This window comes from Filimonas lacunae, from assembly GCF_002355595.1.
Lineage (GTDB): Bacteria > Bacteroidota > Bacteroidia > Chitinophagales > Chitinophagaceae > Filimonas > Filimonas lacunae.
In genome coordinates, this window is sequence record NZ_AP017422.1 from 4,579,651 (window position 1) to 4,603,888 (window position 24,238).

Annotated in this window: 14 protein-coding genes; 3 read left to right on the forward strand and 11 right to left on the reverse strand. The window is 37.3% G+C overall.

What is annotated here, in order from left to right:
* Nucleotides 1-180: 180 nt before the first annotated feature.
* The gene (locus FLA_RS18120) at nucleotides 181-1,962 is read left to right on the forward strand and encodes a lanthionine synthetase LanC family protein (RefSeq protein ID WP_076378683.1); all 1,782 of its coding nucleotides are present in this window, start codon (nucleotides 181-183) and stop codon (nucleotides 1,960-1,962) included.
* Nucleotides 1,963-2,022: 60 nt separating this feature from the next.
* On the opposite strand, the gene FLA_RS18125 is transcribed toward FLA_RS18120, so the two are convergent.
* The 7 genes from FLA_RS18125 to FLA_RS18155 form a co-directional block, all read right to left on the reverse strand.
* Complete coding sequence (locus tag FLA_RS18125) at nucleotides 2,023-2,859, reverse strand: glycosyltransferase family 2 protein (protein WP_084206192.1); 837 nt, start codon at nucleotides 2,857-2,859, stop codon at nucleotides 2,023-2,025.
* 22 nt (nucleotides 2,860-2,881) lie between these two features.
* Nucleotides 2,882-3,991 carry a hypothetical protein gene (locus FLA_RS18130; protein WP_144264016.1) on the reverse strand — a complete coding sequence of 370 codons (1,110 nt, stop codon included), beginning with the start codon at nucleotides 3,989-3,991 and terminating at the stop codon, nucleotides 2,882-2,884.
* A gap of 456 nt (nucleotides 3,992-4,447) precedes the next feature.
* Nucleotides 4,448-6,007 (reverse strand): hypothetical protein, encoded by a 1,560-nt coding sequence (locus FLA_RS18135; protein ID WP_076378687.1) that lies wholly within the window; start codon nucleotides 6,005-6,007, stop codon nucleotides 4,448-4,450.
* Between the two features lie 73 nt (nucleotides 6,008-6,080).
* Entirely contained in the window at nucleotides 6,081-7,550 is a 1,470-nt protein-coding gene (locus FLA_RS18140) for a hypothetical protein (RefSeq protein WP_144264017.1), read from the reverse strand.
* A gap of 410 nt (nucleotides 7,551-7,960) precedes the next feature.
* Entirely contained in the window at nucleotides 7,961-9,037 is a 1,077-nt protein-coding gene (ltrA, locus tag FLA_RS18145; protein WP_076378691.1) for a group II intron reverse transcriptase/maturase, read from the reverse strand.
* 537 nt (nucleotides 9,038-9,574) lie between these two features.
* Nucleotides 9,575-11,068, reverse strand: a complete 1,494-nt coding sequence (locus tag FLA_RS18150) for a RagB/SusD family nutrient uptake outer membrane protein (RefSeq protein WP_076378693.1) — start codon at nucleotides 11,066-11,068, stop codon at nucleotides 9,575-9,577.
* A gap of 20 nt (nucleotides 11,069-11,088) precedes the next feature.
* The gene (locus tag FLA_RS18155; protein WP_076378695.1) at nucleotides 11,089-14,415 is read right to left on the reverse strand and encodes a SusC/RagA family TonB-linked outer membrane protein; all 3,327 of its coding nucleotides are present in this window, start codon (nucleotides 14,413-14,415) and stop codon (nucleotides 11,089-11,091) included.
* Between the two features lie 650 nt (nucleotides 14,416-15,065).
* Here FLA_RS18155 and FLA_RS18165 point away from each other — a divergent pair.
* Together FLA_RS18165 and FLA_RS18170 are read left to right on the forward strand one after the other, a co-directional pair.
* A complete protein-coding gene (locus tag FLA_RS18165; protein ID WP_144264018.1) occupies nucleotides 15,066-15,413 on the forward strand; it encodes a DUF6520 family protein in 348 nt (115 codons plus the stop codon).
* A gap of 104 nt (nucleotides 15,414-15,517) precedes the next feature.
* Nucleotides 15,518-15,787, forward strand: coding sequence for a hypothetical protein (locus FLA_RS18170; protein ID WP_076378699.1), 270 nt, complete (start codon nucleotides 15,518-15,520; stop codon nucleotides 15,785-15,787).
* Nucleotides 15,788-15,837: 50 nt separating this feature from the next.
* Here FLA_RS18170 and FLA_RS18175 read toward each other — a convergent pair whose 3' ends face one another.
* The 4 genes from FLA_RS18175 to FLA_RS18190 all read right to left on the reverse strand — a co-directional run bounded on the left by FLA_RS18175 (nucleotide 15,838) and on the right by FLA_RS18190 (nucleotide 24,213).
* Entirely contained in the window at nucleotides 15,838-18,486 is a 2,649-nt protein-coding gene (locus FLA_RS18175) for an alpha/beta hydrolase family protein (protein ID WP_076378701.1), read from the reverse strand.
* Nucleotides 18,487-18,549: 63 nt separating this feature from the next.
* On the reverse strand, nucleotides 18,550-21,078 hold the full coding sequence (locus FLA_RS18180; RefSeq protein WP_084206193.1) for a lanthionine synthetase LanC family protein: 2,529 nt from the start codon (nucleotides 21,076-21,078) through the stop codon (nucleotides 18,550-18,552).
* On the reverse strand, nucleotides 21,075-22,589 hold the full coding sequence (locus FLA_RS18185; RefSeq protein ID WP_144264019.1) for a hypothetical protein: 1,515 nt from the start codon (nucleotides 22,587-22,589) through the stop codon (nucleotides 21,075-21,077). The genes FLA_RS18180 and FLA_RS18185 overlap by 4 nt, the downstream gene beginning before the upstream one ends.
* Nucleotides 22,590-22,602: 13 nt before the next feature.
* The gene (locus tag FLA_RS18190; RefSeq protein ID WP_076378707.1) at nucleotides 22,603-24,213 is read right to left on the reverse strand and encodes an NAD(P)/FAD-dependent oxidoreductase; all 1,611 of its coding nucleotides are present in this window, start codon (nucleotides 24,211-24,213) and stop codon (nucleotides 22,603-22,605) included.
* Between the last annotated feature and the right edge of the window lie 25 nt (nucleotides 24,214-24,238).

Consider the following 24,238-nt stretch of genomic DNA (forward strand, 5'->3'; position numbering starts at 1 on the left):
CTAGCAGAAGCAGATACTAAGCGTTTAAGTTACTTTATTTAGAAATATCCTCTCGGCATACATCTATCGATTTATGGAACACTTATTTTGTAGATTATGCCATGTTCCTTTTAAAATTGCTAATGAACTGTTTATTGATAGAAGTTATTCTATATTGAAAATAACAAGAATACCCCATTTATGGAAAATGCAATAAATAACCTGTACGGATTAGAAGATATTTTGGCAGGACTTGACTTTACTAAAAATGACGATCTTCTATCCTATATAGGACATGACGACAGAAAGAAACTTGTTTTAATACATTATGGCACACATGATGAAGTGGAACAAAGACTTCAGTTTATACTCTATTTAAAGGAGCATTTGCCTATTACAGATATTTTCCACAAATATGTTGATATCGAAAAAGGTTATTTCATAATTGATTACAGTGAACAAACAATAGACATTTCGATACCTAAAGAAAGTCGTCACCAAGGCTGGGGGTTTCTTTCTAAAAATGTAAAGCTTTATATTATAAGCACACTTATTAATGTTGCAAACATTATTAAAACAGCCTATAAAATTTGTACAGTTGACAATTTTTTTACTCCAGACTCCTTTCTCATCAGAGATGGAAAGATGTATTTAAGAAATATAAGAATGCTACATCCTGGCACCGAAAACCAAAGCAATTCTTCACCCAGCATCCGTATGCTAGGTTGGATGATTATTCATTTTATTTCTGGCTACTACCCTGTTAAATTTGATTTATCTAACAAAGATTTAATGAAATCAAATTTATCATATTTTATCCCTGATTATGCCATTATTGATCTTGTGTTAAAGTGTCTGTCAGAAGAAGAACAGCCTGATTGGGATACTATTTCTCTAGCTTTAGATACTTTTTTTCGTAAAACACGTAATAGCACATCCGAAAATACAGTTTCTTTCTTCAGAGGAACTGAAGGAGTAAAAGACAACTCTTGGATTAATTTAGATCTTATGTCTATTATTCCGGACAATGATAGCTGGAGTAATGGCAAAGCGGGGTATTATTATTGTATGAACATGTTGATTAGTACAATAAAACACGTTGAACACACATTTACATCAATAAATTCACCTTCTGTCGAAAGCGGTTTATTTAGAGGGACAGCAGGTTTTTTTTTAGGAGATACGGAAACTGCAGAATGGCATATGAAAGAATATTTCCCAGCCCCGATAGCCTTTAATATTGAAGAAGGGGCCGCTGGCCAAGGTTTAGCAGCTTTGCTTAAACTGAAAACATTGAATCCAAAAGTTACTTTCTCCAATTCAGTAAGGTATGCCGATTATTTATTAGAATATCAAACGGAAGATGGTTCCTGGAGATTTAATTCCAGAAAAGGAATCTTCGGATTTACACATGGAGTAGCTGGTGTTGCATCATTTCTGTGGTTGTTTTATTTGCACTTTCCTGAGGAACGTATAAAAGAAGCAGCTATCAGAACTATGGACTATTTGATAATGCATTCCCATGACAATAATGGAAGTATTAACTGGCCTGTAAGGATCGATAAGAATGTAGTTACTCCATGGTTTGATGATGGCGCTACTGGCATAGCATTGGCATTCATTGTTGCTTATAAAGCAACAATGAATGATCTTTACAAAAAAATGGCAGAAGATGTGCTGTCAGGCATTCCAGCCGATTACCATTCAAACCACTTATGCTATCTTAATGGATTAGCCGGTATAGGCGATACTTATCTGGAAGCCTTTTACACTTTTAAAAATCCAATATGGAAATCCAGAGCGTCTTTTATTTTTAATCAGTTATCTCATCTACGATGCAGAAACGAATCGGGCTATTATTGGGTGGTAGAAAATGAACAGAAGTTAAGATCAGGCCTCTTAGATGGCAACCTAGGTATTTTTTACTTTCTATACCGGTTTGTTTCAGATGGCAGGATTCCTCATTTATTTATGCCTGAATAATATACTTTGTTGCGCTACTAGAAGCGGAAAGTTTGAATAATCATGCTTCCCGCTTCTATATCAATCAGATAATGGTTCTCGCATTATTACTTTTTGGGTATCCCTTAATGGAATGATAGAAACAGTTTCTCTTTTGGGAACACTGTGATAAGCCATGTTTTTAAATATACGGAATGATCCCAGGTGAATTTTTTGCAGAAAATACTGAAGACTTACCCTTAATACGCCTAACCCATATATGGAACTTCTTTTAAAATTGATGGAGGATGCCTCTTTGAAATATTTCGTAGGACATGTCACTTCTGCAATTTCAAAGCCCTTATAAAATATTTGGGCCAGCATCTCATTATCAAACACAAAATCATCAGAGTTTTGCAGATAAGGTATTGCCTGCAAAACTTCTTTACTAAATGCGCGATACCCAGTATGATACTCAGAAAGCTTCTGCGTCATCAGCAGATTCTGTGTCATAGTGAGCATACGATTGAAAAAATACTTGTATAAAGGCATTCCACCTTTTAAAGCACCGCGACCTAATATTCTGGAACCCAGTACAACAGGGTATACATTATTGGCAATTAAGGAAACCATTGGTGCAATTAACGCCGGTGTATACTGATAATCTGGATGTAACATAACAACAATATCTGCTCCTAACTCCAGGGCTTTATTATAACAGCTTTTCTGATTGCCACCATAACCTTTATTTTCCTCATGGCAAACAATATTCACTATTCCTAATTCTTTTGCTACCGCTACCGTATTATCTTTACTGGCATCATCTACCAGGATTATAAAATCCACTAACGATCGGTCTATTTCGCGGTAGGTAACAGGAAGCGTTTGAGCTGCATTGTATGCAGGTAATACGGCCGCTATCTTTTTTCCATTGAGCATATAATCAGTTTAATTACTGAATTTATTCTACAGTGGTGGCTATGTTCGGAACAGAAGTATTATTTGATGGGGCATTTTTAAGCATGTACTCTACAACAATTAAAGTAAAAGTGCCAGCTACAATGAGCACCAGAAGCTGGTATCGAAGCACGGGAGCAGATGTGATACAATTGAATGCAGCATCCATCAACCAAAGACATAGTATAAGTAAAGCGGGATACAAAACATTTCTATTTGCAAGTATTTTTGTTCTGTATAAAAGAAATATAACTGTACTAAACAGATAAACAAAATGAATAATTAACGCTATTGTCGGCCATAGCTTTAAAAGCTGATGCTTTATCCGAATACTTTTAGGAGAAGTAGAGAAAGCAGATAAATAAAACCAGTTGGTAGAAAAATCAGTAAGAAAATAATCAAGATCGAACATGCTCGCTAAAACATAATTTTCAGCCGGAGGATATAAATATCGGTATAGATTAGGTACTACAAAGTGATTGACAAATGCAGCAGGATGTTTTTTTATTATGTAAGAACCATATTCATTTAATACAGGGGCTACTCCTGCAAAATATTGATAACCGTCTTTACTAAAATAATCATGCCTATAGATCAGATACATATATTGTTTTAACGGCGAAGTCCTTTTAAACATATAATAACCTCCGTTAAGGTCGTCATGGCTTAATAAATCTATAGGTGGATGGCGCGCTAAAAAATATTGCTTTACCATCTGCTGTAAGGGTAGAAGATTTGCAGACATTAAGGTATCAGCCTGATCGATATAATCCCCCAGATAAAGGGCATTATTCGCAAGTTTCCATCCACCAAATGCAGAAAATTGCATTTGGCCAGATGCTTTTTTATTTTCATTGCTAGTATATATAACAAAAAGTCCTACCAGGCAAATCTGAATAGCAATGCCAGCTAATTTTAGCCAAATTTTCTGCTTACTAATAGCAATAGCTAGGATTGCCAGTATAGGATAATACATGGCATGATAACGTATAGTAAAAGCTACCAGTAATAATAAAGCCTGAGAAATCAACATAGATGTTTTGGGTTGCTGTATTATCCAAATGAGTTGTGTTATCCACAGCAGGCTAATGGCAGTAAATGCAGCATCTGCCATAATTACATTGCAGGTGTAGAAAAATAGAGGGTTCAGAAATAGAAAAACAAAAAGAATGATAGTACTCATTTTACCAGGTCGGTAAAAGTACTGGATGGTGAAAAAGAAGACGACAAAGGAAAACTGTAGCAATAGATATTGCAGTGTTACAAAAAATAAGTGGGAATGTGAAAGAAATCCTGACAAACGTATAAACCAGGAATATCCTATAGGCCATATATGAACGGTGAGTTTGTATGCAGCCGCATGAATATAAAAGTAGGAATCCAGAGAGAGATTAGGATAAGGATATATCATTTTAAACAGAGGCCATATCAGCATGACGATAATCCCAATCAGCCATAACAGATACCTGTTACTACTATCTTTTAGTATAAACGACAGTAAACCTAAATTATTTCCGGTAGACATGTACACTATTTTAGCTGTGACAACAATAAAATAAAGCACGAACAATTATAGGAAAGGAACTTTTTGTTCTTTAGCAGGAATCTCAATCGTGTTTCTACTATGCCGTCCTATTGCCTGTTGCGGTAAAGCCCAGAAATACAATTCCGAAAAAACAAGACTGAAGCCTAGTTCCACGACCATTATAAACAATTGGTAACGCAACACTATAGCTGCCGCCACTATACTGAATCCGAAATCAAACAACCACAAACCACCAATGGTTAGTAAAACATAATTCGTAAGTCGCGCCGTTCTCCGGTATACTTTATAAAATAAGAAATTAAAAGCAGTGAATAAAAATAGTAAATGGATAATCATTGTGAATACAGGATATAAAGAAAATAGAATTGTTCGAAATTGTATTAAAACTCCGGAAGCCTCAAGTGTTTGCAGTCCAAACCATTCTATAGAGGATTTCCCCAAGTAATCTTTCCGGAGAGCAAACGGATTGTATGAATCTACTAGAACTTCTTGAGGCGGATAAAAATACCGGCCAACATTGGGTAATACAAAATGCTGAACAAAAGCAATGGGATATTTTTTGATAATGAAAACTCCGTAATCCTGGTATAAAGGCCCCATCAGAGCAAATTTTTGAAAATTAAGATTTATGTTAGGAGCGTCCTTCCCATAGATGCTAAACATATGTTGAATAAGCGGCGAGGGATGGATATACATATAAAAACTGCCCCAGGTAGGATCGTTCACCCCAACCCCTACCTGGTAATGCCTTTTGCTAAAATACTCTCGGACTCTGTCGTCCAACGCTTTAAACCGATCAGGAACAGTATCATGATTAGCCTGATATACATGCTCGTATATGTATAGGGCATCATTGGCCAATTTCCAGCCACCAAAGGGAGAAAACTGAGCAACTTTATATTGTTGCTTCATCCGATGAGTAGTATAGGTAATAAATATACCTAAAAGCAGGAACTGTAGGACAATGCCGCCTAGCTTATATTGTAAAGCTTGTCGACTAAGTATAAAAGCTAGGGCGGCTATAAAAGGATAATACAAGGCATTATACCGTACAGTAAAAGTGAATAACAAAAGCAGAGCATGGGTTACTAACATATAAGGTCGGGGCCGGTAAATAATCCAAAGCAGCTGACTCAGCCAGGTAAGACTGAGAGCTGTAAACAGAGAATCTGATAACACCAAGTTGCTAACATATGGAAAAATAGGGTTCGCAAATAGTAATATCAGTAAAACAATGGAGCTTTTTTTGCCTAAAAGGAAAAGGTACCGAAGCGTAAAAAAAAAATATAGTAAGGCAAGATTAAGCAACAAATGCTGAAGAGTAAGCAACCAGTTAACAGAATGAGAAATAAGCCCTACCAAGCGCAAAAAACGCGAATAACCAATAGGCCAGGCGTTTACATCAGCATCAGCAACGGCAGCAGTTATATAGTAATACGAATCGAATATCACATTCGGATTGGGGTATAAATATTTAAACACAACCCAACCTATAGTAGTAAATAGCAGCACGCTAAGTAAATAAATACGATTAAGCTTGTTGTGCCATATAAAGCTTATGAAAAACAAAGCGTTCTTTTCCATAGGTCTTAAAGATAGTTTTTTGACAGATGTTATTAAGGGAGAAGCTCCTACTTACAAAGGAACAGATTATCAGTTATTGAGGAGACCGTTCTATTTGATTATTAGAATAATGTGTTAGAAGCATTGCAAAAGCCACCATTATAATCATAGGAATAACCTGGTAACGCAAAACCACTGGGGTCGCAAACACACTAAACGCAAAATTCACTAATAAAAAAAAAGTAGCGAGCAATATGGATATGTTTAAAAACCGATGATTATTTTTAAACGGTTTGCTGAATAAAAAAAAGGCAAACTGCGTGAGAAAGTAGATATTGAGCAGGAAAAAGCACCAGGGAGCTATATAAAAAAGATAACCTTGAAAATGGATAGAAGGTATAAGGCTAATCTTATTGGACGGCAACCTGAACCATTCCCGTGCTCCATCCCATACTTCTGTACTCCCAATATTATAGATTTCGAATTTTTCAGGATAAGGAATAAAATAATTTCTCGTATTCAGCCATATATAATACTGCACGAAAGCTAAAGGGTAATGCCGGATAAGCCAGTTGCCATAAGTTTTATACACCGGCGATACAGATCCCCAGAATTGAAAACCTGAACCATTAGGTTGCCGCAGTCCATTATCGAACAAATATGGCTTTAAGATAGCGTTCGGCACTTTTATAAAATAAGTACCTTGGATTGCTTCAAATGGAGGATTCTTCTCATGAATGTGCTTAAAATAATATTGAGTATATTTATCCAATAACCTGGTTTCGGGTGGCAGCATATTACTGTCTACCGTAATATGCTGATACATATATAAAGCATTACAAGCAATCTGCCAGCCCCCAAATACAGAAAACTCTGCAACGCCTGTCTGCTTTTTTGTTTCCTGCTGCGTATACACAATAAAAGGTAATATTAGCAGCCAGGGAGCTATGATGCCTGCGAGCCGATTAGTCCATTTAAGCCTAGCAAACAATATAGCAGCGATGCTCACTATAGGATAATAAATAGCAGTATACCTGATTGTAAAAGCCACCCCTATTAGTACAGCCTGAATTATGAGGTGTCTGTTTTTAGCTTGACGCAACATCCATAAGTACTGCGCAAATAATACAATGCTAATCGCAGTAAAAATGGCATCACTTAATACACAATTAGAGAGATACAAGAATATGGGATTGAAAAACAAAAATATATATAGCAAAACAATAGCTGCTTTAGGCAGGGTAAACAGGTAGCAGACCGTATAAAAGAAGTAGAGAAGGCCGGCTACTAAAATAAAATGCTGAGCCACCACCAACAACTGGTGCGAAGGGAATATCCAATGCATAAAAGCCAGGAACCTGGCATAGCCTATTGGCCATAAATTAACCGTAAGTCCTTTTTGTGCAGTTTCGATGTAATTATACGAATCTGATATAAAATCAGGAAATGGATAGAAATGCTTAAACAGGGTGAGCTGAATAATAGAGCCTATCAACGTTATCCATAAATAATTCCTATAGGTCTTATTTGTAAAAATGGATTTAAGTAGACTATCTGATTTCATGCTTGTAAAATCATTTTTTACAGTAGGATGGAGAGGAACAGCTGAAACTGGATAAAGGAGCATGCAAAAGACCCATATGTTTCTACATATGGGTCTCTATAAGTACAACAAAATTGTTTAAATTCTATTAGTAAGTAAACCCGGGCATCTCAGCACCGGGATTCTGTAAGAACCGTGCGTAACATGTAACAGTCTCCCGTTACACGGCTCCGGTTATCAATCGTTGGTTTCGATCCTAAGAGCTCCCAGTGGGCAAAAAGCTTTGGCTGGCAAACCGACACGCGGTGCATCCATCTAATCGCCTTCATTTCGCTGGATCTTAGAGTCTTGTATTTTCGTCTTGCCCAGCTCGCAAGTTTCACATTTACTATGTGCATATAATTCACAAGTTTTGCTTTATAAAATTTACCTTAGTAATTGATCCAGCCCGTCAGTACTGGATTGAGCTCTGTAGCTACATCCTGTAGATTGTTAGTGGTCTGTCTCAACACATGCCACTTCCGCATCTTTTCGTTCATTGATCGCATTGACTTATTACTTACCCCAGGCAGCCAGTTGGTGAACCATTCTCCACGCTGACTATTTCTAGCTAGTCGCGGTTTGAACGTATAACCAAGGAAGTCAAAGGACATTTGTTTCATTCCTTTCTGCCGCCTGTTACTGTCTTTGCAATAAACAACCTGCGTCTTTTCAGGATGCAATTCCAGACCACACGCTTTCAACCGCTCATACAGCGCAGCTTTCAGCGATTCTGCTTCCTTCATGTTACGACAATGAATGATCGCATCATCAGCATATCGCTCGAACCGACATCCACTATATTCCCGATCCAGCCACTTATCCATCACGTAATGGAGGTATAAGTTCGCCAGTACAGGACCAATGATTGAGCCTTGCGGTACACCTTTGGTTCTTGACACTATCGATCCATTTTGCTTTTGATACGGGGCTTTCAACCAACGCTCTATGTACAAAAGCATCCATCTTACCTGACAATGACGCTGTAGCGCTTTCATCAGTAAGTCGTGGGGGATATTGTCGAAGTAACCCTTGATATCCACATCCACTACCCAGTTCAGACGCCAGCATCTTTCGCGCGCTTTAGATAAAGCATCGATCGCAAATTTTCCAGGTCGGTAGCCATAGCTATCTCGGTGAAAAATAAGCTCCAGTGATGGTTCTAACATACCTCTTACTACTGTCTGGGCAATCCGATCAGCTATGGTGGGTATACCCAGAGGTCTTAGTCCACCTCCTTTCTTTGGGATCTCGTGTAATCTCACCGTCGGTGGTATATAACTACCTGAGCTCATCTGATTCCATAGCTTGTACAAGTGATCCCTATACCTTTCATGGAATACATCCAGACTTACTCCATCAACACCACCAGCTCTTTTATTCGAGTGTACCTTCTGATAGGCCATACTCACCAGTCGCCGACTAATACTAAACGATTTTGCTCCACTCATTTTCGAACCACCTGACATAATCAGTTTTCGTCCATGATTAAAAGCGTGATAACAGCCTCTCTTCGCTCCATTCTCATTACAAGAATTTCAGCACTACTACGAAGGCTTCTGTCCCTGTGCCGGACATCGATACTTTCTATCTTGCTGTCCTGGCAGCTTGATATTTTCTCTTATCATTCCGACGACAAATTCTCCTGTTCCCGGCAATTGCCCATGTTAAGATCGCGCTGTCTATACGCCGGATACCGCAGCAACAGTAATCAGGTGGCCTTACTGCTTATCCCAATGACGATACTGGACATTGGTTTTGACATCGTCTGACCCTTTGGACGCCTCTAGCGACAGTTCACTTCGTTCGTCTTCTTAACACATACCTGACACGTTTAACATGCCTTTTCCTTTCATGCTCACTACCACAACTCTTAATTGCAGCAGCTAAAGGTGGTTTGACGGCTGTTCCTGAAAACCGCCGCCGATGGGCCTACCATCATTATTTGCCGAGCATTGAATGCTCATTCAAAGAACTATTTTGAACTCGCTGTTCATTCAGGACACTCAATAACCTGGATTCTGATTACCTAATACAGGATTATACTGAAAATCCAAATATGGAATAGGGTAAAGTTGTTGGTAGGAGTTCCAAACAATCCCTTTATCTAGAGCAGCTTTTTGCATCACCTGATCAACTAATCCTGTTCTCTTAATATCAAGCCATCTATGACCAAATTCAGTAAATAGCTCGATTTGTCTTTCATGCATTAGTGCAGTTATTGCATCAGCCTGTGAAATAGATGGCACAATATCTGGTAAAGGGTTAGGAACCGAGTCACTAATTGCAGCACGAGCTCTCCTCCTGATGATATTTAAATCTTCTATTCCAGACTGCAACTTCCCTCCCCCCTGTCTTATGCGAGCTTCTGATCGTATTAAATATTGCTCTGCAAGACGCAATATATTAGAATACTCCTTTCCGTAAGTGCTACCAATTCCTAATTTATATTTGTATGGAAAGTAATAAGTAATACCCGCTGATGTTTTTACACTGGAAACCCATTTATTTCTTCTTAAGTCCCCTTTTTCAAAATTATTCAAAAATGCAGGAGAAAGAAAAACTGGCCATATGGTATTAGTAGAAGCAGGACCAGAAGCTGGCAAATTAAAATTCAATCCTTCTGGAGTGTTTCTAGAAGTAGCAGCAACTGGCTGTAGCTGCCAGATTGCCTCCATATTGCTATTTAAAAAAGCACCATCTAATGTTTGCAATCCAAACAACGTACTATTTCCTATCACTAAACTGGCCTGTGTTTCTGCATTTATATAGTCGCCCGCATACAAATAAGTTCTTGCTAAAAGGGCAATAGCGGCCCATTTTGTTGGACGTACCCTTTCCGCTCCTTGTACCGAGCTCAAAGAACCATTCAAAAAACTATCTGATAATAATTCAATTGCAGCTTTCAAATCAGACACAATGGCTTCATAAACTTTATCTTTAGGAGATCGGGGAGCATTAGAATTTGTGGCAAAATTGGTACTTAAAACAAGCGGTACATCTCCATACAAGTTTACTAAATAAAAATAGAATAAAGCTCGCATAAATCTAGCTTCTCCCAGCAGCTGTTTTTGCACAGAAGGAGTTATTGAAATGTTATTTTGGTATCCTGATACCAGATTATTTGCTTTATATACTAGTGCATATAAAAACTTCCATGGATCTGTATCTAAAGCAATTGCAGGTGACAAAGCTAAACTGTTATAATAAAAAGATTTTAAATCAACATTTGTCTGATCAGGCAATATATTTAATTCATCTGCAGACAGTCCCAAGGTAAAATTTAACGAATTGAATCCCTGAGTAGCAACTGTTACATTCATCATGGACGCATACAATCCAGTTGAAACTGAGATTGCCGTCGGATCAGTGGTAAATACATTATCCCTAGTAAGACTAGTAATAGGCACACCAACCTCTACAAGCTTAGAGCAAGATGTAGTCATAGCAAAAGCACATGCTAGAAAAAGTAATCTGTTATTAAGTATTTTAGTTTTCATATATATAGTAGCTGATTGGATTATAAATTTAATTGAAAGCCTACCATAATTACACGCAATGGTGGAACTCCTATGCCTGTTTCAGGATCAAGCCCTTGGTACTTTGTAAAAGTGACAATATTCTGTGCATTACAAAAAACCTTGGCATCATTAATTTTTAATTTCTTTTTTATCTTATCTGGCATGTTCCAAGACAATGATAACGATTTTAATCTGGCAAAAGTCCCATCAACAATTGCTGCATCACTATTATTAAAGTCATATGTTCGATTGGCAATTAAACTAGTGAACTTACTATACATAGCAACATCTCCCGTTTTTTGCCATCGATTCAATACAAAAATAGGTTTATTTGCACCTATATACCCAGCAGGAACAGTACCTCCGAAATAACCATTCATTTTCTTTTTAACAAACTGGACAAAAAAGCTAAACTGCAGTGATCTAAAAGTAAAAGTATTATTAAATCCTCCCATAAAAACAGGCCGCCTTGAAACGGGAACCTGATCTCTTCCAGGCGTTGGTGAAGATGTAATGCCTCCTCCACTTGTATAAAAGGCAAAGTTGCCATTTGCAGGATTCGCTCCAGCATAACGGAAAACGAAAGAAGAAGAGTAATCCAAAGGTTGACCTATTACAAACTGCCCATTAGATTTAGCAAAATCCTTGTAGGATATTAATTTTGTACTGGGAATAGTAAAAATTATATTAGAAGACCATTTAAATTTTTTAGAGATAATATTTTCTGTATTTAACACAAATTCAGCACTTGTATTCTGTATAGTAACATCTAGATTAGTTGGTAGGGTAGGAAATCCCGCTGTCGCAGGCAATACAGTAGTAGCCAAAACACTGCTTGTCCTATTTCGTGCATAATTAAAATTCAATAAAATACGATCCTTCAAAAATCCTATATCTGCCCCTAAATTAAGCTTCCTAGTTTCTTCCCAATGTCTATATGGATTATATAACTGATAAGCATCTAATGCGCCTACTTGTTGATAAGGAACGGTGACAGTAAAACCTGAATATAAATCGTAAAAAGAATAATCACCCAATTGATCACTTCCGGTTGATCCATAACTTAATCGCAGCTTTCCAAAACTAAATAAGGCTCCAGTAGTTCTCTTTATAAATTTTTCCTCCGAAAAAATCCAGCCTAAACCAGCAGCACCAAACATATGAAATCTGTCCAAAGGGCCAAAACGACTACTCCCATCACGCCTCATTGTAAAATTTAATAAGTACTTATCTTTAATATTATAATTAATTTTCCCAAAAATGGCAGAATAACGGTATACGCTTTGTACGGCCGAAGATACTGAGAAAGCCGTAGCAGCACCCGGATTCTCTCGTAATTGATCAGCACTATACCCTGCTGTAACCACAAACTTACCATCAGACGCAGTCTGTAAATAAGTTCCGCCCAACATGCACTCTAATTTTCCAGGACCGACAACTGAAGAATAAGTTATTTGTGGCTCTACAATTGAAGATGTAATGATATGATCTCCAAAAACAGACTGTCCATTCATTGGACTCCTCAATTCAGGAGCATAAGCACTGTTGGGACTTATTGATTTATCACGAGTCTGCGTTATAGTATATCCTCCATTTACCCTGGCTGTTATTTTTGAAGAAACTCTATAACTAAGGTCACCGGAACTGACAAGATTATTTGTCTTAATTTCATAAGTAGAATTTAAACGAGCTAGGGGATTAGCCCATGTAGACCTGCCATTATCATCAATCGCCCAATTTAAAGTACCATCACTTTTATAAAGATCAGGGGCAACAGGTGCTAAGTTTAAAGCCAAATCAGCAAGGTCAAGTTGTTGCAATTTATTAAAATCAGACATATAAGAAGCAGACATTTGAAATTTTAATCTTTGGTTCTGAGAGGAAGTGTTAAAATTAAAATGAGCAGACCCTTTTACATCAGCAAAATCTCCCGGCGAAATAGTACTTTCCTTATAATAAGTACCACTAATTAGATATTGACTCAGAGGAGTGCCTCCTGAGACATTGAGAGATACGTTTGCATATCGGGAAGTCCCCCCTAAAAACTCTTTTTGCCAATCCATAGTTCTGGAAGTGTCCCAACTATATAAATTTAATATATCATATGCATTTCCTTTATTAGCCAATATATTATCATTCCTCAAAGCTTCTTTACGCATCATGACATACTCACTAGAATTAAGCATTTTAACCCTTTTCGTTGCTTTCCCCCATCCACCTTGAAAATTTAATCCCAAACTTCCCACCCCAGTTTTTCCCTTTTTAGTAGTGATTAAAATTGCTCCATTAGCTGCTCTCGAACCATATATAGCAGTGGCATCTGCATCTTTAAGAACATCAATACTTTCAATATCTGCTGGGTTTAGGTAACTTAAAGGATTTCCAGGCCCCCCTTGTCCAAAAGCATAATTTCCCGACCCTCCCAAAGGAGAATAAAGCCCTACGCTAGAAAGAATTTGGGATGAGTAAGGTACTCCATCAATCACATATAAAGGATCTTGTCCTCCATCAAAAGTGTTCTGCCCTTGTATTTTCACTGTAACCCCACTTCCGGGCAAGCCATTAGCTTGGACAATATCTAACCCTGGCACCCTACCTTGTAAAGCTAATAACGGGTTATTGACTGGTTGTTTCTCTATATCTTCAGCTTTTATAGTAGTTACATTTCCTGTTTGCAAGCGCTTACTAACCTTCCCATAAGCAATTGTCTGTACATCATCAAGCTGGCTATTAGATAGCTTTAATCTCACTTCAATATCAACACCAGCTACATAAGAAATCTCTACAGATTCATATCCTACAAAAGAAACATATAGTTTTACCTCTTTTTTGGAAACATTAGGAATTCTAAATCTCCCATCAGCATTAGTATTTGCTCCATTGGTAGTGCCAACGATAAGAACAGAAGCACCTTGCAAAGGATTCCCTTTGTCATTTAAAACACGCCCAATAATCTCTTCAAAATTCTTTTGTTCAAATGCCTTGATTGAATTTAATTGATCTTTTCTCTGGACTATAATCTTACTCCCTTCTATTCGGTAAATTAATTGCTGCTTTGAAAAGCATTGTTGCAGAATATTCTCAATAGAAGAATTTTCTACAGAGATATTAACGCTATTTAAAACGTTCTTTATTACTTCCTTGGTGTACAAAAAAGAATATCCAGTGGCCCTTTCAATCTCTTGAAATGCTTTTTCTAACGACACCCCCTTTAAATGTAAAGAATATTGCGCATTGGCAAATACATGCAAATGAACAAAAAAAAGAAAGATGGATATAGCAAATAGCTTTCTCCAGTTTTTTAATTGAGCAGTTATAAGATTCATTGAAGATCATTTTATTAAGAAGTCATCCAAAGATTATTTCATAACAAAATGAAGCATTGTATTCAAAAACATTTCAATTTTAAATATCAGTAATCAAAACTAATAGAAACTTGCAACTGTATTCAAAAAACAAGTAATGTTATTACTAATTAAAAGCTTATAATTTGGATAAAGAGAATAATTTTAAACAGGGTAAAACTGTATTTCAGATAAATGATCTTTTACGGGGACCTATTAGAAAGTTTGATATAAGGAAAATCTTATGGGGCCAACTTACAGGAATACTTAATATATATTCCTGATCCCTCCTGATCACTTTATTTCGCTCAAAGCAACACTTCCTTTATTCCTTTAAAACATCCAACCCAATATCGATCACTTCCAGCTTATTACGCAAGCAAAACACAAGAATATTCCAGACTAAAATTACCGTCTCCCTGTTTATATAATTCAATTCTCGTTGAAATTGGCCCAAGCCCTGTTCTAAACAAATTATTATCAAACCTTCTATTAGAATATTCACTTAAAACCGTTTAAATAACAAAATGCCCCCAGATATTCCAAAATAATTCCATCAAAAAGGTATCATTCAATATAAATTTACATTATACCATTTCAAAAATGATGCATCACAAGAGATGGATATACACATGCCTAACTACATTCAAAAAGTAGGCGATTTTATCACCCAAAAATTTAGCTTTTTTTATAAAAAAAGCAAAATAACTATGAACAAGGTAAAATATGTATTATCTGCAATTACAATGATTGCTGCAGTAGGTGGCGCTTTTGCTTTTAAAAAAGCCGCTACAGGAGATAAATTAATTTACCTCTACACTTCTTTAAAAACACGTTGCACACTTCCAGTTCAGGGTTATTTAGCCCCACTTAACACACCTGGAGGTATACCAACTGGCTACGTTCTAACAAGCTACGCAACAGCTATTAACAGAGCATCTTGTCAAGCTCAAGGATATTTCCAAAATAATAGCTTTTAGTATCTTTCTAGAGGAAAAAGGTTGCATTTTTGCAACCTTTTTCTCATTTCCAAACCTTACTATTAGATTAATTTTCAATAACTAATAAATTATTATTAACATATATGAATAAGATAAAATATGTATTATCTGCAATTACAATGATTGCTGCAGTTGGCGGTGCTTTGGCATTTAAAAAAGTTGCAACAGGTGATAAAATAATTTACTTCTACACTACTTTAAGAACACGTTGCACACTGCCATTACAAGGCTATTTAGCTCCCCTTAATGTACCAGGCGGCACACCAACTAATTATGTTTTAACTAGCTACGCAACAGCATTTAACCAAGCAAATTGCACACATCAAGGATATTTCTTTAATCATGCGTTTTAATAATTATTTAGATAAGATGTTTTCTGGAAAACATCTTATCTAAATAATTATTAAGGTTTTTCACCGCTAGTATCGTAACCTAAATAATGATCAATTTCAAATTGCTTGCTTACAGAAATCGGTTCTACCATCCACAAAGGAGCCTGCTTATCTTTTAAATAATAATCAAAGAACTGCTCCATCCTTAAGGTATAATCCTGACATGAAGCCTTTGACGCAAGTATATGCCCCTGATCTTTATATTGTAATAACCATGCTTTCTTATGCATACTTTTTAAAGCAATATAAAATCCCTGAATCATAGAAAAAGGCGCATTGAAATCGCCTCGATTTCCCATCAACAAAATAGGAGTTTCTACTTTATCCGCAAAAAAGATAGGGGAATTATCTAAATAAGCCTCTCTATTCTCCCATAAATTTACACCCAATCGTGGCTGTCCGTTCTCAACAAAATCCTTCATAGGAAAACCGCTCCATCCCCAAACGGAAGTAGCCATGCCAATTAAATCAGAAAGTCCTGATGCAGAAATAGCGGCTTTATATCTAGATGAGTGAGTTATAATTAAATTAGTTTCATACCCACCCAAACTATGCCCCTGCAATCCAATCTTATTGCTATCAATGAAATTTAATCGAACAAGAGAATCTGTTGCCAAAGTAATATCCTTTAATACACTTTGAGTAAATTGCCCAAATTGAAAATGCATATCCACACAACAAACCAGATATCCATGACTAACAAACCAAGGAATGTTTATATTAGCATAAGAAAGAGCAGGAGGAAAATATCTATTTAAATCATCCGTTTTTCGCTCATAATAGTGCAAAATAACAGGATACTTCTTTGTAGGATTGAAATTCTCCGGCTTATATAAAACAGCCATCCTGATCCCGTTTTCACAATCTCCAACTAAATTATTCATTTTCCATGTTAATAGTTCTGATGTAATCCAGTTGTATTTTAGCTCAGGTCTTATATCTGTCAAACAGGTGAAATTAACAAGATCGTTTGTAAAATACAAATTGGGAGACACGGCAGCGCTCATCCTCATCACTATAAAGCAATCCTTACCTAATGCTTTTATCGGCATTTCATCCAGTACTCCTACAAAATTACTCAAGCGGGAAAAAGTTACTTTCCTCTCTATCTTGAGTCTATAATAATTAATAGATTTGTCCAAATTATTAAACCCTTTTAAAAACATACTTATCCCACTACCTAACCCATCAGTTACTTTCTTGGCATCAATCCAATGAAAAGAAATGTCCTCTTTTTTTGCTATTTCCTGTGTCAAACTTATCATTGGCTTTTGCTGCTTAAAATCAACCAACCAGATATCAGAATAACCATCCTGAACGATTACCTTACCGCTGCCTTTCAGCCATGTAAGCGGAGAATGAATTCCAATATAACCATTATCTACCCTATTCCTTCTCTTCCAACTATCCCATGTGCCAGTTGCTGCAATGATTAGCTTACCAGTTTGCATATTTAGACTTAACCAAGAGGATTTACTAGAATCAAAATAAAACAAATAGTTGTCTCCTGGAGAGACAAAAACATTCCCCTCATCTACATCTTTAGATGCAAACTTTACCCATCTCCTAACATCTAACATATTGTAATACTTATTCCCATCATTATCAACACCAATCCAAACCTTCTTTTCATCATCATTCCAAAACCGTGTAAATATGACACTATCTACACGTATACTCGACCCATCTATCAAATTTAAACTCCAGACGCTATTAGAATAATGCCTTTTATAATTTACGTCTGTTTTCCAAAATGGATCCTTATAGTTATTTACTATTACCAAAGGAATGGAAGACTCTCTCTGGTATTTTTCATAATACCTATACTCATCTTCCTTTACAAGTTTCAATAATAATGTATTTCCATTGAAGGCAATTATCTCATTTAACAACATGCCTCTCTCCATACTTTTATTTCCTTCCGACACAACACTCTTTGCTTCACCTGTTACAGTATTAAAGCTCCAAACGCTTTTTCTATTTACTTTATCTCTACAAAGAAAAGCAATACATCCATTACCTTTTCCCCAAATCACGTTCTCAACTTCTAGCTGTAACAAAACACTTTTACTTTTTTTATTCGCTCCAATTTTCTCCCACCACACCCAATTGCTTTTTACTTTATTACTTTTAACCGAATCTTTAACAAAGACAATCTCCCCACTTTCTTTATTATAAAAAGACTGGGAAACTTCCCCCATTAATTCATCTATATTATCACTATTACTAAGTTTTTTCAAAAACAATTTATTTTCCCGATTTTTCAACCTGTACAAAAGAATAGTCTTTTCTTTACTTTGTATAATTTCATAGTAAATAACATCACTAATATAATTAATCCCTTTATTTTTAAATGTAAAAATCCCCAGACTATCCTTACCTTTCATAAAAACAACTTTACCAACCTCGCTATAGATGCACTTATCACCAATCTTCCCTCCTTCAACAGCAGTACTCCAACTTTTATCGGTTGCCTGAATATGCAAAATTGTAGTTTCTCCTTCCCTAACAGAATAAACCACATACCGTCCATCATCCGCTATCTCAGACCTATTACTAATAGATTGCCAGTTTTCACATGCATTCAAATTTATTATAGGTTTTTGCGAAATACATATGACTATAGGGCAGAATGATAGAACAAGCAGCAAAAATTTCATTATTTCACTTTTAGAATGAAAGAAGTACTTAAGTAGAAAAATATAACAAAATTTCAAGTGTATTTACAAAAGTAAAGGAGGCAATTCTGAGCCTACCTTATAGCATCGCAGTAAGAAATAAAGTATGCCCCCGGTTCCGGTAAATAATTCTATAGAAGGTAAGGAATACTCATCCATTCGCCAGCAACTAACCATGGGATCCAATCTTATTTCAAGGTTGCTTATTTGTGTTAAAATATGTTCAGCACCCTTTTGGCACCTACTATCGTTTAGTACTTTTCCAGCTTCCAGTAATAAATCCCCCAACCCGGCTACACCGGATTCATAGCAGGTATCTACTGCATGAATATAATCAGGCAAAGTATTCAACCCTTGTTCCAATAAATATCTGTACCTGACATCTCCACAAACTTTATAGCCCGTTAATAAACAAAATAACATATCAATACCTCCCACACGATTATTAGCCGTCAAATTACTAACGAGCCAATTGGTTCCTTTTTTAGCAGCATTGATTACATTTTCATCTCCAAATACCTCAGCCAATCGCCAAAGAGCATATACAATACCCGTAACACCATACAAATACTCAATCATCCTTCTATACTTTCCATCAGACGGAACATCCACTTCCCAGCTACCATCTGCTTTTTGTTGCTGAATCAGATAAAACACACATCTTTCTATCACCTCTCGAGTTCTGGTTTCTCCCAAAATACATCTGCCATGTAAAACTGCCAAACCATAACCTGCTACTCCATTATGAACATTCGTACTTTGAAGAGGATGTTGAAGCAGCTGAGTCAATACCCCCTCCCAGTCATCAGTATTGTCTATAATTCCTGCTTCTATACTTGCAGAAATAGCAAGTATAACTCCCCCCACTCCGTTTAATCCGCACACTAAAGAGTCTAACTTATACAAACACACTCGCTGTAAATAATCTAAATTTGCTGCCAAAACCGCTTTATTACCTTCAGTATCTATTCCGACATGTCTTAATTGAGCCAGCAAAAACACACCTCCTGAAACCCCATCAAAAAAACCTGGAGAAACTCCAATAACAGGATCTGCCTGTAACTCCTTTTTATACTTACTTACCCATATCAATTCTGTAGTCAGAGTATCAAACCGGTTAAAATACCCCATTCCCTTTTTAAGTAAACTACTCAAATCTACATTCGCTTTCCCTTCATTAATATAAAATATCTTATCTATTTTTTTTCTATACTGCAATAAAAAAGTATATATATTATCTACAACTGGCCGCGCATCTGCCTCCCCCCTGACACAGGCGGCTATCAAAGAAGCCACCGCTTCTTCCTTAATAAAATAGACCAGCTTGTCATACAAATAATCAGTCTGTTCAAAATCCAACCGCACAGGAGAAAAACCGGTAAAAAAAACTTGCATTAATCCCCCTAAACCAAACACATCGTACGCTTCTGTAGGATGACTATCATTTACCCTATCAGTAGGAGGTCTAAATCCATATGTCCCCCACTTATATGGTGGCTGTGGCTCATTGTTCCTAAAGTCATAAGCCAGTTCCATATCTATGACAAATACATTTTCACCAACCACCATAAAGTTTTCAGGAGAAAGGTCGCGATGTAAATAGCCTAATTGATGCATAGTTTTTACACAAAAAACAATCTGCAATAACAAATCTATCAACCTCTTTTTATTATGAATAGGCAACTGCCACCAGGCACTAAAATTCTGCAAATCAGCAACCACTTCGTCCAACGGGCGTCCCTTTATCAGCTGCATAGCAAAATACACATCTTCATTAATCGTAAACAAATCTATTGCCTTAGGTATTTTGATGTGTCTTTCTAATGCCTTGTGCAACTTAAACTGCCACATCAGCCTATCCCTCGCGTCCCTTCCTTCATCATCTACAAAAACATTCTTACGCCCCTGTTTAATCACACACATTCCCATTTTAAAAATATTTTTAAAAAAAACAGCCTTTATCACATTTCCTTTAAAATTTGCCTTAATTAATCCTATTGGACGATAAGACTTGTTCAAAACATTTTCTTTCACAGGCAATACAGGTACAGCTATATGCCCGAAAGGCCATCTTACATCGCATGGCAAACTAAAAGGATGTATGTTATCTGTAATGCTAAAATCTGCAAATCTTGCATATACTGTCCCCCCTAATAAACTTGAACCAGGAATATCTGCCCCACGAAATTGTGTAGTAATAGATGTTAAATGTTCCGCTAGTTGAAGTAATTGAGCATCAGAAACAGCGCCAACAATTACAACTTTGCTAAATTGTGCGTATCCATACCTACCCATGATAATATCTTCAGCTTCCTGCAAATTAAAAGGGATACGATACACATAGCCCCCGTTAAACAATTCAGGTAATATAACTGCTAAAAAATGAGTTAACTGCTGTGGAATAACCGACAACTCCAACAACCATCTTTCCTCATACGGTAAATCTCCCACCTGTATATAAGCTCCTAAACGACGAAAGGATATCTGCCTTTCACTTAACAATACACTTAGGTCAGGTATTGCACTAATATATTCAGGAGTAAGCCCCAAAGCACTTTCATTGATCATTGTCATTCTCCTGCATTTAAAGATGTAGATAATATAGGTTCATTGCCTACCTCCACCTTAGCATCCTGTAACTTGCCAATCTGATATATCTGCTTTATTAATAACACGGAAAAAATACCGTTTAAAACAAAAGAGAACAACTGATACCGCAACACCAAAGGGGCCAGCGACACACTGAACATAAAATTGAGCAGTACAAAGGCAAGCGCAAGCAATAATGACTGTTTAAAATGCGACGACATAAAAGCAAAGCCATTTAATAGAACAATCCCCAATAAGGCGGCGAGGAAAATAACATTGAACAAGGTATTCACTACAGATATATATTCTGCCCAGGCAAGCTTTTTGTTATAAGCTTTTACATAGCCATTTTTATATCCAAACCATCTTACAGCCTCAATTCCCACACTATCACTACCCTGGTTATACATTTTTAAAAACTCACCAGGTGGGGCAAAATAATTCCAGGCATTGGGCAGCCAAAAATGTTGAGTATAAGCTACCGGGTGTTTCTTTATCAGGTATGCCCCATATTCATGATACAAGGGGGCCATAGTGGCCCATTTTTTAAAATAATCTGCCGCACTGTCTTTGCTGTTTTTAAATGTTAACAGCAGGAATTTGAGTAATGGGCCATTCCATATATAATAGGCACCCATGGAAGAATCAGGTCTGCTTTTCACCGTATCCAGCGAATCCATATGCCTGTTTACTACCGCCTGCAATGCGGCAAACTTAGCAGGTGGGGCCTCTTTATCCCTCGGCAACCGACTATACATAAATAAAGCGTCCCCTCCAAGCATCCAGCCTCCGAAAGGGCTGAACTGTGCCTTACCTGTAAAGGCTTTATATTCCTGGTTGTTATGCCATACAAACACCCCCATTAATAAAACCATCAACAATACCCCCTTTATACGCACACCCCAGGACACTCTGGCCACCAGCAACACCAACACAGAAATTGCCGGGTAAAACAATGCATTGTAACGGATAGTGAATAATATAAAAATGAGAATTGCATGCCACCATACCAAACGGGCAGTCGGCTGCACCAGCAGCTGCAGCAACAAACAAAACCACAATAAACTTAAACTGGTAAATAACGCATCCGATGCTACATAATTACTAATGAGTATTACCGCAGGATTCAAAATAAAAATACCAGACAATATATACAGCCATTTTCGTGGCATTTGTAACAAATGTGCCATGCCGAATAAAAAATACAATATACACCCTTGCAAAATGAGGTACTGTACCAATACCAATACGATATCGTTACGTGTAAAAATGCTTTCCAACCGCAGGAACATCGAATAACCTACAGGCCAGAAACTAATAGGCGAATTATCCTTAGCAGCTGTAAGGTATCCATAACTATCTGGCATAAAATTAGGGTGCGGATACAGCCATTTAAACACTACAAACTGCAAAAACAAAACAAAAGCGATTATCCACATGGCTACACGGTGTTGCCGAATGTAGAATAAAGGATGCGTAAAATTACTATGCTGCATGGTGGGTATGTTATTATTTAACCAGGTTAGGTGCCGGTGTTGCATTTACCACCGTAACCCTGGCCACTTCTTCTTTCTTCTCTTCGTGGTATTCCTGCTCGGTATTAATACTCCAGATATTATCTTTATTGCTATAGCCGGCCACAATATTATCCACAGCAACCATAGCCGTAAGCATGCTATGATCGGCATTATTGTATTTATGCATGCCATTACGGCCCACTAAAAACAGGTTGGTGTATTGATCAGTAAACCGGCGCAATTCATCGAATCGCTCATAGGTGCCAAAATAAGCAGGATATGTTTTTTCCATCCGTAACACGGTTGCATCCAGCACATCTTCCGGCAAGGCTAACCCCATTTTTTTCAATTCCGCTATACCCGTTTGTTTAATAGCTTCATCAGGCTGCTTCCAGAAATCATCGGTGGTGTTACAGAAATACTCCATACCTACCCACACAGTGTCAGGGTCGTTTACCATAAACGGACTCCAATTATTAAACAACTGCAAGCGGCCAACTTTTACATCCTTCTCCTGTATATAAATCCAGGTATCTTCCAGCTTGCTGGAAAGTTTTTTCAGCAGCACTCCTACGGTAATAAAGTCACGATATTGCAAGCCAGCCGCTATTTGCTGCACCGCAGAAGGCACCACATCATCTAGGCCCGCAATTAGCTCCTGCACTGGCATAGTACTGAAATAATAATCCCCCTCCCAGGAAGTGCATTCGTTCGTGTAGGCATTTTGGGTAGTAATCGAGGCAATTTTCCCTTTATGCCCTTCTATACCCTGCACATTTTCGTGCATCAGGATAGTGCCCCCCATTTCCTGTATCTGCCGGGCTACTTCTTCCCATAGCTGGCCGGGGCCGAATTTGGGATACAGAAATTTTTCAATCAGGCTAGTTTCTACATCCTTTTGATGGATGTCACCTTTTTTCTTGCCTTCTTTATATAAAGCAGATTTCACCGCATGAGCTAAGGCGGCACTGATGCTTACCCCTTTAATACGCTGCGCACCCCACTCGGCAGATATATTTTTACAGGGCACGCCCCATACTTTTTCTGTATAATCTTTAAAAAACAGGTGGTATAGCTTTTTGCCAAAACGGTTGATAAAAAAGTCTTCCAGGCTTTTTTCTTCTTTTAAAGGCCTTAACCGCGCATGCAAGTAGGAATACATAATTTGGAAAGTAGTTACCAGTCCCAGCTTCCGTAACGTATCTACTGATAACTTGATAGGATAAGAGAAAAATTTGCGCAGAAAATAAATCCGGGATAGCCTGTTACGTACCAACATCACTTTATCCTCCTGCCCCTGCTTTATCTCACCCCTACTGTTTAGCTGGCGGGTTTTATTCTGGTAGCTAATTTCTAAAGCACCTGTATCATCCTGTACCGGCATAAATTGCAACCACCAATTCATTACACGGTCACTTTTGGAAAAGAACCGGTGCCCTCCTATGTCAATTCTATTGCCTTTGTAATTTACCGTTTTGGATATGCCACCAATATCACCGCTTTTTTCTAATATTACTGGTACTATATCTGTGCGTGTCAACAATTCATAGGCAGCTGTTAAGCCAGCAGGGCCAGCCCCGATGATAATGGCAGTTTTCTTCATCAGTTACATCTTTTTATCGGTAACA